A 14,420-nucleotide genomic window follows, 5' to 3' on the forward strand; every position below is an offset into this window, starting at 1 on the left:
TTAGTAAGAATAATCAGCAATATGAAACGTTTACAAAGATTTATTTTTTAACAGGAAATTTTAATGAAATAGAAATATAAATATACAAAAAATATATTTGTGTGTATAATATGAATTATTAGAACATATATATATTTCTTTCTGTTTGAAAATGAAAGGGCTAACATTTTTATGGAGGGTGGAAGTATGAAAAAAAAGATGCCAGTTTTTGTAGTATCAACAGTAGCAATGAGCATGATGTTAGGGGCATGTAGCTACCAAAAAGATGAACCGCAAGCGAACGCAAAAGGGGATAGCGGGAAAAGCGGTGCGAAGCAAGTTATTAACTTAATTGAAACGCAAGAAATTCCAACGATGGATCCAGCGTTATCAGCTGATGCAGTTTCTTCAAGAGTAATGGGTAATACGATGGAAGGCTTATACAGTTTAGGAAAAGATGATAAGCTAGTTCCTGGTGTAGCGAAGGAATTCCAAAAATCAGAAGATGGTAAAAAATATACATTTAAATTACGTGAAGACGCAAAATGGTCAAATGGTGATCCTGTGACGGCAAAAGATTTCGTATACGCATGGCAAAGAGCGATTAACCCAGATACAGCTGCGAAATCAGCGTACATTATGTATGATATAAAAAATGCAGAGAAAATTAATAAAAAAGAGATGAGTCCGGATTAATTAGGGGTAAAGGCGATTGATGATTATACATTAGAAGTGGAATTAGATAATTCAATTCCATACCTTGTAGATTTAATGGTATATCCAATCTTCTATCCTGTGAATGAAAAGTTTGTGAAAGAGCAAGGTACGAAGTTTGGTTTGGAAGCGAATACAACGCTTTATAACGGACCATTTACATTAAGTGATTGGCAACATGAACGTAGCTTTAAAATGACAAAGAGCGCGTCATATTGGGACAATAAAGAAGTGAAGATTGAAGAAGTAAACTTTAATATTGTAAAAGATACATCTACGCCAATTAACTTATATGAAACAAATGCAATTGATCGAGCGTCGTTATTAGCGGAGTTTATTGATAAATATAAAGGAAAACCAGATTTCCAAACAGTAGAAGATACATCTGTATTCTTCCTTCGTTTAAATCAAAAAGATCCAGCTTTAGCAAATAAAAATATTCGTAAAGCAATTTCACTTGCTTTTGACCGTAAGCCATTCGTGGATACATTATTAAATAACGGTTCTAAGCCAGCAACAGGATTAATTCCTGATAACTTCATTAAAGGACCAGATAAAAAAGATTTCCGTGCTGTAAACGGGGATATTGTAAAACCAAACGTGAAAGAAGCGAAGAAATATTGGGAAGCTGGTAAAAAAGAACTTGGTAAAAATGAAATCGAATTAGAATTATTAAATGAAGATGTAGAGTTATCAAAGAAAACTGGTGAATATTTAAAAGGTGAATTAGAAAAGAATTTACCAGGTTTAACAGTAAAAATTAAACAACAACCATTCGCACAAAAACTAAAATTAGAAGATGCGGGCGATTATGTCATGTCATTCTCTGGATGGAGTGCGGACTTCCCAGATCCAATTACATATCTTGATATGTTTGTAACAGATGGGTCACAAAATAAGATGAAGTACTCTAATCCAAAATACGATGAAATCATTATGAAGGCGAAAAAAGATGGAAGCGATGTAAATGCTCGTTGGAAGAACTTATTAGAAGCAGAAAAAATGTTACTTGATGATGCTGCGATCGTTCCAGTATATCAACGTGGTAGAGCATATTTACAAAGAGATTCAATTAAAAATATGTATAACCATAAATATGGCGGCGATTTAAGCTTTAAATGGGCGTCAGTAGAGAAATAAAAAAAAGCAGGTGATCGCCTGCTTTTTTTTTAATACGTTCGTTTCTTATAAATGCCTTTTCCGCCAACTTGGTTCCAGCCAGATTGTACATCCAAACTTTTGTTAACAAACTTCATTTTTTCTTTTCCACCAAAGAGCTTTTCGCCGATGCTATTTGTAATGATACCAATCAATGCTGTTATTCCGATGATGAGGGCAGCAACCGTAATAAAATCAATAAAAAAAGCAATCATTTGAAAACTCCCCCTTTGCCTGTCTGTATGTTTATTGTATGAGATAAAAAATGAAAAAGAAAGAAATGTCAGAAAAATATTTAATTTACTTTAGAAATCGTGTAGACAGGAGGGAGGATATTTGTTAAAATGAGAACAAATGTTCCTTTTTATTCTCATTTGTATAGTCTTACATTTCTTAATTGATTTATCAAGAAAAAGTAAGAAAACGTTCTCTTTTTCATAGGGAAGATTATAGATAAATAACTATATATTATATGAAAAATCTATGAGAAGTGAGTAGTAAAAGGATTGAAAGTTATTGTTAAAGTACAGCTGAAGTGAGCGTAATCATGTTACATAGCAGTGAAATGCACGGAAGAGTTTTCTCAACTAGCAGGAAATTTACTGTATATTTCTTGCAAAATCTATTGTATAATGATTATAGAAGTTACTTATTAAAAGTAATTGTTGTTTATTATAAGTTGTTGCTTACATGAAATGCGATTTTTGTACTTTTCAATAAGACAAGTTATCGCGAAAAATTGCTGAAGTTAGAAATTAAAACTGTATTTAGTACAGAATTTGTACTCTTTAAGGAGAGTGAGCTTTGTATGGTAACATTATATAGTTCTCCAAGCTGTACGTCTTGTAGAAAGGCGAAATTATGGCTAGAGGAAAATCATATTCCCTATACAGAACGTAATATTTTCTCAGATCCATTAACGATTGAGGAAATTAAAGAGATTTTACGTATGACAGAAAGCGGAACGGATGAGATTATTTCTACTCGTTCGAAAGTTTTCCAAGAATTGAATGTAAACTTAGAGTCTTTACCACTTCAAGATTTATATAAGATGATTCGTGACTATCCAGGGATTTTACGTCGTCCAATTATGATTGACGAGAAACGCCTTCAAGTTGGTTACAACGAAGACGAAATTCGTCGTTTCTTACCACGTACAGTAAGAACGTTCCAATTACGTGAAGCACAACGTCTTGTAAATTAATTATAATAATATGAAAACCTTCTACCTATTATATAGTAGAAGGTTTTTTTTAATGTTTCACATTGCGTAATCGAACTTGTTGTACGATAAAGCCGATGCATAAAATAGTGAAAATGAACAAATAAGGAATGCTTGTAGTGAAACTTGGATTGTTATGAAAAAAGGTTGCAAGTCTGTCTTCATGTGTAACCATTTTTCCTGCAGTATAGGCAAGAATCGCTGCACCGCAATAAATGAGGAATGGAAATCGTTCCATAAGTATTAAAATAAGTTTGCTGCCCCAAATAATAATCGGGATAGAAATGAGTAAGCCGATTATGACGAGTAAAAATCTCCCGTGAGCTGCACCTGCAATGGCAATAACATTATCAAACCCCATAACGAGATCCGCGAAAACAATTGTCCGCACAGCTTGAAATAAAGTTGTTTTTCCTTGAATAGAAGAAAGATCGTTGCTATTATCGGTTAATAAATTGACTGCAATTAATGTAAGTAAAACCCCGCCAATCAATTGTAGAAATGGAATGTCGAGTAAATAGACAGCTAGTATAGTAAGGATGATTCTTAGTACAATCGCTAAAAGAGTACCGATCAAAATAGCCTTATTTCGTTTCGATTCAGGTAAATTTCGGCTAGCTAGTGCGATGACGATTGCATTGTCACCACCTAATACAACATCGATACCGACAATCATTAGTACGGATGTTAAAAACTCTAAGTCCATTCGTCTGCCTCCATTTATGATGTTTTAATAAGCGAACTATATGTATGTGATGAAGAAAGTTGTTGTTAAATAATCTCTTCTAATAGAAGTTTCACTTTATTACAGTGTACGGTGGAATGTGGAAATGTATGTCCAAATTTTTTGTAAGTAAGAAATCGCTATAATAATATATTTATGTAGTTTATCGAGTAAAGATAGGCATATAACTATTTTTGTAAAATAAATCGATTTTATTTCCATTCTGGAGAATCTTATCATAAAATGAGAGTACAAGAATCTATTGATTTGTCATATGAGTGGGGAATCCCTTCATAACAATTCTAAGCAGGAAGGGAGAGTTGTATTTTGGATATTGAAAGAATTAATGATTATACGATGAAATTTTTTATTACGTACATTGATATAGAGGATAGAGGATTTAATCGTGAAGAAATTTGGTATGATCGCGAACGAAGTGAAGAGCTCTTTTGGGAGATGATGGACGAAGCTCGTGATCATGACGATTTCTTTATTGATGGACCGTTATGGATTCAAGTGCAAGCAGTCGATAAAGGGATTGAAGTACTTGTCACGAAAGCAGAGCTTTCAAAGGACGGACAAAAGCTGGAACTACCGATAGGGGTAGACAAAATTATAGATATTCCTCTAGATGAAGGCATCGAATCATTATTCCAACAAGAATTAGTCGAAGAGGTAGAAGAACAAACAGGAACAAACTTTAATGAAGATGGTACGTTTGGCTTTTTAATTAAATTTAATGATTTTGAAGATGTCATTTCATTAAGTCATCGTCTTATCTTTGAAGATATAAAAGATGAGCTGTATTCATTTGAGGACCGCTATTATGTATATGTGGAATTCGATGAAGTGCTACATGATGAAGAAGAAATCGATCGTATTTTAAGTATTATTTTAGAATATGGAGAAGAATCAACTTTAACAATTCATCGTGTAAGTGAGTATGGAAAACAAATTGTGAAAGAGCATGCGCTTGAAACGATTCGCAATAATTTTCCTGCTAAAACGTAGGCCGATTTCTGTAGTATGAAATCGGCTTTTTATATGAAGAATAGGAAAGTTTTCTTAGTTAGGAGGTAAGAGATGAAAAATACGTTAAAGCTGATTTTCTTTATACTGCTATTGTTCGCATTATTTGTTTCGTTACGTATGTTTATTGATGTAGCATTTTATTCAGATGTGATTGGGATAAAAGATGTTTCGATTTTAGGTATTATTAGTATTTTATTTACAGTATCTGCGTTTTTAATTGGTTGCGTTATTTTCTTAGAAAATCGACATCCATCTAAAACACTTACATGGTTAATTGTTTTAGGAATTTTTCCGGTATTTGGTTTCTTTGCTTATTTATTATTCGGACAAAATTTTCGAAGAAAAAGAATGTTCCAAAAGAAGGCGTTACTTGATGAACAGGCGTTTTTACAATATAAAGGGCATGAAGATTACGAAGAACGAATTTTACGCAATCATAAGCATCAAGAACTGTTATTTCGTTTAGCGGATCGATTAGGAGCTTTAAATATTTCATTTCAAACTGAAACGAGGACATTAACAAATGGAGATGAAACGTTTCGGGCTATTTTAAATGGGTTAAAACGAGCGAAACATCACATTCATATGGAATATTACATTGTGCGTGATGATAAATTAGGAACAGAAATTAAAGATATTTTAATACAAAAATCGAAAGAAGGCGTTGTTGTTCGCTTTTTATATGATGCGGTTGGAAGTTTTAAGTTATCGAAATCGTATATTGAAGAATTAAACGATGCAGGTGTAGAAATGATTCCATTCTTTCCTGTGCGCTTTCCGATTTTAAACGATAAGATTAATTATCGAAATCATAGGAAAATTGTTGTGATTGATGGGAACGAAGGATTTGTAGGCGGATTAAATATCGGTGATGAGTATTTAGGGAAAAATAAATATTTTGGCTTTTGGCGAGATACGCATTTGTATTTACGTGGTGAAGCGGTTCAAAGTTTACAACTTATTTTCCTTCAAGACTGGTTTTATATGACTGGAGAGGCTGTGCTAGCCCCTGAATATTTACAAGCAAAAGCAGTTGAGGGTGATCATTGGGGAGGAGTGCAGCTAGTTGCAGGTGGCCCCGATAATAAGTGGGAAACGATTAAGCATTTATATTTCGCAATGATCGCTTCTGCTCGGAAATCTATTTGGATTGCAACGCCGTATTTTATTCCGGATGATGATATTTTATCCGCATTAAAGGTTGCTGCACTTGCTGGTATTGATGTTCGTTTATTAATGCCGAGTAAACCGGATAAGCGTACTGTCTTTTACGCATCGAGATCGTACTTCCCAGAGCTTTTAGATGCAGGAGTAAAGATATATGAATACGAAAAAGGTTTTCTTCATAGTAAAATTGTCATCGTTGATTCTGATTTAGCTTCAATTGGGACAGCTAATATGGATATGAGAAGTTTTCATTTGAATTTTGAAGTAAATGCCTTTTTATATGATACAGATAGCATTCGAAAACTTGTTCACGACTTTAAAGATGATTTAGAAGAATCAAGTGAAATTCATGGTGATCATTTTCATAAAAGACGTCTTCATAGACGAATTGTTGAATCAACGTACCGATTATTATCACCTTTATTATAAAAAGAGATGTCCGAAATTGGGACATCTCTTTTTTAAAAGGAATTTGTAACAAATTGTAGAATATAAGGAGCTGAAAGGGTGTGATTACGATATTTATCGCTAAAAGAGAAAACGGTGAAAAAATTCATTTACTCTATAATTGTAATGAAGAGCTTTTGCGCCGTATGCGTCAACAAGAACGATTCTTTTGTGTAGCTTGCGGAAAGGAAGTGCAAATGAAATTAGGGAAACAAAAAAGTTGGCATTTTGCTCATAAAAAAGTGGATTCATGTCTTGCCTTTTATGAAGCGGAATCAAAGTATCATATGCATGGTAAAGAATTGTTATATAGATGGTTCAAACGTCAAAACTTTCAGGTGGATATAGAGTACTACCTCCCAGAAATTAAGCAACGACCAGATGTTTTTGTAGAGAGGGCGGGTAGGAAAATTGCAATTGAATACCAATGTGCAAACCTCGCTATAGAGCAGCTGTACAAAAGAACATATTCGTATTGGCAAGCTGGTATACAGGTCATTTGGATCGTTGGTGGAAATCAATTGAAAAAGCAATTTGCATATTGGATGAAATTTTCCTCACTTATGGCTTTCTCCTTACAATCTTATCCTCAGCCACTTCTTATTTTCTTCTGTCCGAAACAAAAATCATTTATGAAATGTGCATTTGTCACTCCCTTTTCTACAAATGTTTTTTTCTCACATACTATATATTTACCAACTGATGCGACTACTTTTGAAATGCTTTTTTCTCCTGTTCCTTTCGGGAAAGAAAGACTGGGTGAAGAGTGGAAGAAGAGAAAGAAAAACTTTCGCCAAAATGCCTTACCGATTTGGAATTATAATTATAAGTCATTATTACGCCTCTTATATCAATTTAAATGTACCCCAGCGAGCTTTCCTTCTGAAATTGGTGTTCCACTCCCTTCTGCATTTGCTTTTCAAACAAACCCATTTATATGGCAAGCTTTTCTATATATGAAGTGTATAGGGGAGCTTGCAGTGGGAGAGTGTATTTCTCTTCAATACGTGTGTAGTTATGTAAAAAGGTATACGAAAAGGCGGATACTTCCGTACTTTTCGCAGCACATATGGAAAATGGCAGTTACTGAATATATGACATTTTTATGCTATATAGGTGTTTTACGTAAAGTGGGAACTTATACGTACCGAAAAATAAGGGATGCCGTGATATTAAAAACAGAGGAGGAAATTATGAAACATGATGAGATTTGCTTAATACATGCGCTATCTTTATTTGAGGCAAATTTTAACATGAGAGGAGGAAAAGCGGATATAATAAAGAATGATTGTGAAGGAATTACATAAGAAAAAACGAATTGTACTTAAGTAGAGATATTTAAAGGAGGGCTTAAAGAATGTCTGAACAAAACAAAGCGAAAGCATTACCAGATCGCAACGAGATTGAAGAAGCAAGTACGTGGCGATTAGAAGATATTTTCCAAACGGATGCAGAATGGGAAAAAGAATTCCAAGCTATTAAAGAGCTATTACCGAAGTTAACTGAATTTAAAGGGAAACTTGGGGACTCTGCGGACAATTTACTTGAGGCATTGCAATATGAAGATGAAATATCAATGCGATTAGGTAAGTTATATACATATGCTCATATGCGTTACGATCAAGATACAACAAACTCTGTATATCAAGCATTAAATGATCGTGCAACAAATTTATATTCACAAGTATCTAGTAGCACAGCGTATATTGTGCCTGAAATTTTATCGATTTCAGAAGATACATTGCAAACATTCTTGAAGGAAAATAGAGATTTAAGTGTATATGAACATGCATTAGAAGAAATTACACGTCAACGCCCGCACGTATTATCAGAGGCTGAGGAAGCTTTATTAGCGGAAGCATCTGAAGTAATGAGTTCATCAAGCAATACATTCGGTATGTTGAATAACGCGGATTTAAAATTCCCATCTATTAAAGGGGAAGACGGAGAAGAAATAGAAATTACACATGGCCGTTACATTCAGTTTTTAGAAAGTGATGATCCTCGTGTTCGCAAAGATGCATTTAAAGCTGTATATGAAACATACGGGAAATTTAAAAACACATTCGCAAGTACGTTAAGCGGAGCAGTAAAACGTAATAATTTCAATGCGCGTGTTCGTAAATATGATTCTGCTCGCCAAGCTGCACTGAGCAATAATAATATTCCGGAAGCAGTATACGATCAACTCGTTGAAACAGTAAATGACAACTTACATTTATTACACCGTTACATCGATATTCGTAAGCGTGCACTAGGACTTGATGAGCTTCATATGTATGATTTATATACACCACTTGTACCAGAAGTGAAAATGAATGTGAAATACGAAGAAGCGCAAGACCTTTTATTAAAATCTTTAAACGTACTTGGTGATGAATATGTTGATATTTTGAAAGAGGCATATGAAAATCGCTGGGTAGATGTGTATGAGAATAAAGGAAAACGAAGCGGGGCATATTCATCTGGTGCATATGGAATAAATCCGTATATTTTAATGAACTGGCATGATAATGTAAATAATTTATTTACACTTGCTCATGAGTTTGGTCATTCGGTGCATAGTTACTATACAAGAAAAACACAACCGCACGTATATGGTGATTATTCCATCTTCGTAGCAGAAGTGGCATCTACTTGTAATGAAGCGCTTCTAAATGATTATTTATTAAAAACGACAGAAGATAAGAAAGAGCGTCTATATTTATTAAATCATTATTTAGAAGGGTTCCGTGGTACTGTATTCCGTCAAACGATGTTTGCAGAGTTTGAACATATTATTCATAAGAAAGTACAAGAAGGACATGCTGTTACGCCAGACATGTTAACGGAAATTTACTATGATTTAAATAAAAAATATTTCGGTGACGCTTTAGTAATCGACGAAGAAATTGGTTTAGAATGGTCTCGTATTCCACACTTCTACTACAACTATTACGTATATCAATATGCAACAGGATTTAGTGCAGCGACAGCTCTATCTAAACAGATTTTAGAAGAAGGACAACCAGCAGTAGAACGTTATATTAATGAGTTCTTAAAAGCAGGAAGCTCTGATTATCCAATTGAAGTACTGAAAAAAGCAGGAGTAGATATGGCATCTCCTGAACCAGTAAAAGAGGCGCTACAAGTATTTGAAGAGAAATTAAATGAATTAGAAGCATTATTATTTGAAGAAAAGTAATGAAAAAAGACGAGGGATTGTATCCTCGTCTTTTTGTTGAATAGATTCAATGTCGATATTTGTCGGAGAGAAAGGTGAATTTCTTTGTTTTTCTAACTGAAAGGATAGTTTTACGACTGATTTTTAAAATTAAAACCCTTTGAATCGTTTTTTATAATTGAAATAAGAGAGAGTGATAACGATGATTCCGAATAAAAGAGGTAAGGCAATAATTTTAGGAAAAGCTTGTAGTAGAGAGAGGATGTACAAGAAAAAAGAAACGATGACAGCTAGAAAGAGAAGAGCAATATAAGATTTTTTCATAAATAAACCCCCTAAATGACCTTTTTTATAGCTTATTCAAAAATGAAAACGTTTAGAATGTGACAAAAGTGTGAAATTCGACAAAAGGGGTTGTCATCTGACGTCGAATCTTGTAATATAATAAGCGTGAACGAATTCACATACAAACATATACCCCTTTGTTTGAACGTGAAAATTTCTCCCATCCCCTTTAATATTTTTATAAGCCGTAAAGAAGAAGACCTGGTGTTTACACCAGGTCTTTTTCTTTTGCTATCCATTTCCAATAACGTTCGCATTTTACTTCTATCATTTGTACTTTTCGTTTCAGTTGTAATTTTTTTAGTTCGCGTTCAATTTCTTGTTGCGGACAATCATAAATAAATGCTACTTCTTTTGAAGATATAAATTGTGTTGCTTCTAGTAACACTTCTAAAGGTGGTAATGGTTCTGGCTCAATTTCACATTTTACAAGTTCTTTCAATAATTGTACGTATACATCGTAGGAATAATTTCCAGCGATTTTAATACCTTCTTCATCTGAGTTCGCATGAAAAAAGACGAGGGAAGGTATTTCTGTAATATGCATTTCATTCGTGAATTTCAAGTCACACTGGAAAGCTTTTTTTGCACTAGCAGAATGTAGATCTTTTTTAAATTCTTCTACATCAATATTGCTATCTTTCGCACATGCAAGTAATAGTTCGCAGTCAGGGTTTGATACATTTTCAAGGAAAATGTATTCTTGGAGTTTTCGCAAAAACTTCGAACCTGCTTTTCGGCCTTGCAACTCCGCTGCCTTAATTGCCATCGAAACTAAATATGGTGTTGACGATGCTTCTTGCATATGTACCTTTCCATCACATGAAAAACCTTGTAAACTGGTTGTCTTTTCCCACACAAATCGAATATTAGCAGGTTTATTCCATTTGTGTGAGGAAGCGTTCGTTCCATCCACTTTTCCTGTTACGATATGACGAATAGAGAAGTATTTCCCGTATTCAAGCCATAGTTTAATAATAAAAGGCTCAATTTCCCAGCAATCTTTACAAAGTGGATCAATAAATAAATATGCTTCTACAGACTTATGCTCGCATGCGGAAGGAGATGGCATATTTATATGCTTTGCTTCCTGCTTATCCATTACACTTCACCTGTTTCGTTTGGAGTATTAACCATATGCTGAGCGGTTAATGCTAAACGTTCAAAAACAAACTCTCTTATATGACCATGAACTCCAGTATCATCCATTGCTTGCTCCATACATGATAGCCAAGCCTCTGCTCGTTTTGGAGTAATCTCAAACGGAAGATGGCGTGCCCTTAACATAGGATGACCATGTTCTTCAGTGTACAAATTAGGACCACCTAAATATTGTGTTAAAAATTGCTTCTGCTTCCTAGCGGTTTCTGTTAAATCTTCCGGGAAGATGGGAGATAAGTCAGGGTGTTTACTGACATAGGAATAAAATGTATCTACTAATATTGCAATGCATTGTTCACCGCCAATTCCTTCAAATGGTGTCATCGGTTGCTTGCTCATCCTTTATAAACTCCTTTTTCCATGAAATGTATATCTATTGTAGCAATGGAATGTTCGAGAGGGCAAATAAACAGCTTTCTCAAAGATTCTTTGCTTATTCTACGGGTGTAAACTTTTTTAGTGAGATGTATCCACTAGTGAAACATATTCACTAGTGGAATTTTCACTTTAGCGTGCTTTTTTTTGTTTGGCAAGGAAAAAGCGTTTTACTTTGTTATTTGTATGGCGAACAGGTATGTTATGTTGCGTTAATAAATGAATAAATGCAGCTTTTCCTGTTTCTTCATCTTGTACTTCAAATTCAATTTCATAATCATCGTGATTGTAATAGAAACTATGATCAAAGACAAGCGTTCCGCCTTTAAATAATGTTTCTGCTCTTTCTGTTGTTAAACTACCCATATATGTTAAAGCAGAAACAGGAATTTGTAATTTGTGTAATTGATCTACTACTGCTCCTTGAATGATTGTGTTTGTTTCCATCATCATTTTTGCTTCGTCTTCTGTTACGACTTGATGCGTTTCTAATAAACCGATTTCTGCAGGTTGTTTCAACGTTAACGTATAAGTTGCTCCTTTATGACGAATACGAAGTGCAGAGCCAGCTTCTTTTAACGAGAAGTCAGGTGTTTCAAAGTAGTGATTCACTTGTTTTGTAAATGCTTCAATAGAAAACGATTTACATAATGTATCGAATTCTTCTTTTGTAACGATATTTTTGAATTCAATTTCAATTTCTTGTGTCATTGTATAATCTCCTTTTGAAAAATAATTCTTTACACATTATCGCTTTTTCATAAATTTGGTTCAATGTTTTATTTGTTTGCGCCCATGTTATGATACAATAATACTGTTAAGTAAGACAGGAAGTTGAGATGGAGGAGTTAGAGCATGCAAAATAAAATCCAAGTTAAGAGCGTAGAAAAGAGAGAGAATGCTCTTATTTTTTGTGCGGAAAATAGTGAAATAGAGGTAAAGGAGTTAAGTGCGCGTAATCACGTACTTGTAGACTCAGACAATTTATCATTTTTATATATCTTAGAAAATGAATCATCTTTCATTTATGTAAGTATTCCGCACACATGCTGGGAAGCAATGCATGAAGCGATGAATAACGATGTGGTTATGTTCGTTCGCGTGAATGACATTGAAATGGAATTAGAAGGATTAAAAGAAGAAGTAGAATATTTAGTTGAAAATATTGAAGGTAATGCAAATTACGGAGAAGAATTAGTAACTGCTGTAGAAAAAGTATTTCTATAAGCAAATGGCTAGAGCGATTGTAGGCAAGCACTTTTGTAGTTTTAAAATTATTGCTTGCCCACAATTTGCCCACGAGATTTTAAAAATTGATCGTATTGGTCTACGGATGTTTCGTCCATTGATTTTGTAACATGTAGATATACGTTGGCTGTCATGTCTATTGTGGCATGCCCCAAACGTTCAGAAACATATTTGATATTTGCTCCACTTTGAAGTAAGTGTACAGCATGAGTGTGTCTAAATCCATGTAAGGTTATATATTTTAAATTCCCTTCTTTACAGGCCCTTTGCAGGAAACATAACACGGGTGCGGGGAGCATGCAGGCGTTGTCCTCATGTGTGAAAATAAAATGGTAATCTGCATAGTAGTCTCCGTATTTTAAAATATTTTGGGCTTGCTGATTTCTTATTTGTTCTAGTAAATTTAGGGTGGTCGTATCTAATGACAAAATGCGGTTACTACTTTTGTTTTTTGGGGGCCCAAAAGCAATAGATTGACTCCTTTTCACAGATAGTAATGTTTTGTTAATAGTTAAGGTTCTTTTTTGAAAATTTACATCGGTCCATTGTAAAGCTAAACATTCGCCAATCCGTAAGCCTGTCCTTGATAAAAACATAAATAACGAATAATATTTAAATGATTTTTTTTTGTGTAAAATAAAATCTAAAAACTCTTGCAATTCGTCTATATCATAACATTTAATTTCATTTTGTACAGAGGTAATTTGAAGTGCTTTCATTTGGATTTTATCAGTAGGATTTTTATTTATGATATTGAGTTCCATCATAGCTATATTGAGCGCGCCATGAATAGTAGCATGTATCACATTCACAGTTTGTTTATGCAGTTTTATAAGCAATTTATTAATAAATTGTTGGTAGCGGACCCGAGTTAAGTCTTTGATTTTGGTACTTCCGAATTCAGGTAATATATATTTTCTAATGTTTTTATGGTATGCATAATATGTTCGTGGAGAGATGTTGCCCTTTTTATATGTGTCTAACCATTCGTACATATAATCGTGAAATGTAATATTGTTGTCTTGCATGTTTACTCCGTTTGCTATTTTTTCTTCTATTTTTGCAGCTGCTAATTGAGCTTCTTTTTTTGTTTTAAATCCTCCTTTGGAGGTTTCTTTGAATTTCCCCATTTCTTTATATCGAATGCGATATTCCCATTTATCATTACGTTTTCTAAAACTAGCCATTATGTTCACTCCATTCAAATTTTATAAAAATGCTCCTCTTGTTAGAGATAAAATTGTAGAGCTATCTTTAAATAAATCTATCCATTTGTGTAGGTATTCCATAGTGCTGTAATAATTCTTGCTTTGTTTGTATGTAGTAATCATGATGACTTCCATCGATAAGAAATCTCGTTGCAAAATAGTTTGCTTCAGCTTCTATACGAATTTCAGAACAAAGAGATACCGTGGATAGTTTAGGTGTATTTTCATCTGGATGAAATAAAGCGTGCCCCAATTCGTGAAAACAAGTGAAGATTTGATTCTGATATGAAAGTCGTTCGTTAATATGTATAAAAGGGATACGAGATATTTTGTGGTAGTATCCATAAATATCCCCCAAGGATTCTGTGATAACGACTATGCCTTTTGCTTCAGCAATAAGGAACGGATCTCTGGTGTTATATTGTCTAAGTAGCTTGTCTATTGCTAAGTTAATTTGCTGTTTGGAAACCAATTAGA

The 14,420-nt window shown here is 33.9% G+C and carries 14 protein-coding genes and 1 pseudogene; 7 read left to right on the top strand and 8 right to left on the bottom strand.

Going from position 1 to position 14,420, the window contains the following annotated elements; all coding sequences use genetic code 11:
* The first annotated feature begins 186 nt into the window (after window positions 1-186).
* Window positions 187-1,833 (top strand): annotated as a pseudogene (locus tag AC3WVZ_RS04575) (peptide ABC transporter substrate-binding protein).
* A gap of 29 nt (window positions 1,834-1,862) precedes the next feature.
* On the opposite strand, the gene AC3WVZ_RS04580 reads toward AC3WVZ_RS04575, so the two are convergent.
* Complete coding sequence (locus AC3WVZ_RS04580; RefSeq protein ID WP_000559968.1) at window positions 1,863-2,066, bottom strand: hypothetical protein; 204 nt, start codon at window positions 2,064-2,066, stop codon at window positions 1,863-1,865.
* 593 nt (window positions 2,067-2,659) lie between these two features.
* Here AC3WVZ_RS04580 and spx point away from each other — a divergent pair.
* Window positions 2,660-3,055: a transcriptional regulator Spx gene (gene spx / locus AC3WVZ_RS04585; RefSeq protein ID WP_000258267.1), complete on the top strand. Its 396-nt coding sequence runs from the start codon at window positions 2,660-2,662 to the stop codon at window positions 3,053-3,055.
* A 49-nt stretch (window positions 3,056-3,104) separates the two neighbouring features.
* Here the strand turns inward: spx and AC3WVZ_RS04590 are convergent, their stop codons facing one another.
* A complete protein-coding gene (locus tag AC3WVZ_RS04590) occupies window positions 3,105-3,779 on the bottom strand; it encodes a TerC family protein (protein WP_000362607.1) in 675 nt (224 codons plus the stop codon).
* Between the two features lie 345 nt (window positions 3,780-4,124).
* Between AC3WVZ_RS04590 and mecA the strand changes: the two genes are divergently transcribed.
* The 4 genes from mecA (at window position 4,125) to pepF (ending at window position 9,627) form a co-directional block, all read left to right on the top strand.
* Window positions 4,125-4,808 (top strand): adaptor protein MecA, encoded by a 684-nt coding sequence (gene mecA, locus AC3WVZ_RS04595; protein ID WP_233936088.1) that lies wholly within the window; start codon window positions 4,125-4,127, stop codon window positions 4,806-4,808.
* A gap of 72 nt (window positions 4,809-4,880) precedes the next feature.
* Window positions 4,881-6,425 carry a cardiolipin synthase gene (locus tag AC3WVZ_RS04600; RefSeq protein WP_233936090.1) on the top strand — a complete coding sequence of 515 codons (1,545 nt, stop codon included), beginning with the start codon at window positions 4,881-4,883 and terminating at the stop codon, window positions 6,423-6,425.
* A gap of 80 nt (window positions 6,426-6,505) precedes the next feature.
* On the top strand, window positions 6,506-7,750 hold the full coding sequence (locus AC3WVZ_RS04605; protein WP_233936091.1) for a competence protein CoiA: 1,245 nt from the start codon (window positions 6,506-6,508) through the stop codon (window positions 7,748-7,750).
* Between the two features lie 50 nt (window positions 7,751-7,800).
* Window positions 7,801-9,627 carry an oligoendopeptidase F gene (pepF, locus tag AC3WVZ_RS04610; RefSeq protein ID WP_233936093.1) on the top strand — a complete coding sequence of 609 codons (1,827 nt, stop codon included), beginning with the start codon at window positions 7,801-7,803 and terminating at the stop codon, window positions 9,625-9,627.
* Between the two features lie 129 nt (window positions 9,628-9,756).
* Here pepF and AC3WVZ_RS04615 read toward each other — a convergent pair whose 3' ends face one another.
* The 4 genes from AC3WVZ_RS04615 to AC3WVZ_RS04630 all read right to left on the bottom strand — a co-directional run bounded on the left by AC3WVZ_RS04615 (window position 9,757) and on the right by AC3WVZ_RS04630 (window position 12,198).
* Window positions 9,757-9,930, bottom strand: coding sequence for a hypothetical protein (locus AC3WVZ_RS04615; protein ID WP_000750355.1), 174 nt, complete (start codon window positions 9,928-9,930; stop codon window positions 9,757-9,759).
* A 229-nt stretch (window positions 9,931-10,159) separates the two neighbouring features.
* Window positions 10,160-11,053, bottom strand: coding sequence for a ClpXP adapter SpxH family protein (locus AC3WVZ_RS04620; protein WP_000360645.1), 894 nt, complete (start codon window positions 11,051-11,053; stop codon window positions 10,160-10,162).
* The gene (locus tag AC3WVZ_RS04625) at window positions 11,053-11,451 is read right to left on the bottom strand and encodes a globin domain-containing protein (RefSeq protein WP_000043390.1); all 399 of its coding nucleotides are present in this window, start codon (window positions 11,449-11,451) and stop codon (window positions 11,053-11,055) included. Before AC3WVZ_RS04625 ends, AC3WVZ_RS04620 begins: the two co-directional genes overlap by 1 nt.
* A gap of 168 nt (window positions 11,452-11,619) precedes the next feature.
* Window positions 11,620-12,198, bottom strand: a complete 579-nt coding sequence (locus AC3WVZ_RS04630) for a CYTH domain-containing protein (RefSeq protein WP_000191116.1) — start codon at window positions 12,196-12,198, stop codon at window positions 11,620-11,622.
* Window positions 12,199-12,342: 144 nt separating this feature from the next.
* Between AC3WVZ_RS04630 and AC3WVZ_RS04635 the strand changes: the two genes are divergently transcribed.
* Window positions 12,343-12,714 carry a UPF0738 family protein gene (locus AC3WVZ_RS04635; RefSeq protein ID WP_001180003.1) on the top strand — a complete coding sequence of 124 codons (372 nt, stop codon included), beginning with the start codon at window positions 12,343-12,345 and terminating at the stop codon, window positions 12,712-12,714.
* A 47-nt stretch (window positions 12,715-12,761) separates the two neighbouring features.
* Here AC3WVZ_RS04635 and AC3WVZ_RS04640 read toward each other — a convergent pair whose 3' ends face one another.
* Together AC3WVZ_RS04640 and AC3WVZ_RS04645 are read right to left on the bottom strand one after the other, a co-directional pair.
* Entirely contained in the window at window positions 12,762-13,922 is a 1,161-nt protein-coding gene (locus AC3WVZ_RS04640) for a site-specific integrase (RefSeq protein ID WP_061656786.1), read from the bottom strand.
* A gap of 67 nt (window positions 13,923-13,989) precedes the next feature.
* Window positions 13,990-14,415: an ImmA/IrrE family metallo-endopeptidase gene (locus AC3WVZ_RS04645; protein ID WP_065481962.1), complete on the bottom strand. Its 426-nt coding sequence runs from the start codon at window positions 14,413-14,415 to the stop codon at window positions 13,990-13,992.
* Window positions 14,416-14,420 lie beyond the last annotated feature (5 nt).

The sequence above is a fragment of the Bacillus sp. CPT56D-587-MTF genome, assembly GCF_058792335.1.

Bases quoted from the DNA above. Each gene is read 5' to 3' on its own strand.
- AC3WVZ_RS04580 (WP_000559968.1), bottom strand. From the start codon at position 2,066: ATGATTGCTTTTTTTATTGATTTTATTACGGTTGCTGCCCTCATCATC.
- spx (WP_000258267.1), top strand. From the start codon at position 2,660: ATGGTAACATTATATAGTTCTCCAAGCTGTACGTCTTGTAGAAAGGCG.
- AC3WVZ_RS04590 (WP_000362607.1), bottom strand. From the start codon at position 3,779: ATGGACTTAGAGTTTTTAACATCCGTACTAATGATTGTCGGTATCGAT.
- AC3WVZ_RS04600 (WP_233936090.1), top strand. From the start codon at position 4,881: ATGAAAAATACGTTAAAGCTGATTTTCTTTATACTGCTATTGTTCGCA.
- pepF (WP_233936093.1), top strand. From the start codon at position 7,801: ATGTCTGAACAAAACAAAGCGAAAGCATTACCAGATCGCAACGAGATT.
- AC3WVZ_RS04615 (WP_000750355.1), bottom strand. From the start codon at position 9,930: ATGAAAAAATCTTATATTGCTCTTCTCTTTCTAGCTGTCATCGTTTCT.
- AC3WVZ_RS04620 (WP_000360645.1), bottom strand. From the start codon at position 11,053: ATGGATAAGCAGGAAGCAAAGCATATAAATATGCCATCTCCTTCCGCA.
- AC3WVZ_RS04625 (WP_000043390.1), bottom strand. From the start codon at position 11,451: ATGAGCAAGCAACCGATGACACCATTTGAAGGAATTGGCGGTGAACAA.
- AC3WVZ_RS04630 (WP_000191116.1), bottom strand. From the start codon at position 12,198: ATGACACAAGAAATTGAAATTGAATTCAAAAATATCGTTACAAAAGAA.
- AC3WVZ_RS04635 (WP_001180003.1), top strand. From the start codon at position 12,343: ATGCAAAATAAAATCCAAGTTAAGAGCGTAGAAAAGAGAGAGAATGCT.
- AC3WVZ_RS04640 (WP_061656786.1), bottom strand. From the start codon at position 13,922: ATGGCTAGTTTTAGAAAACGTAATGATAAATGGGAATATCGCATTCGA.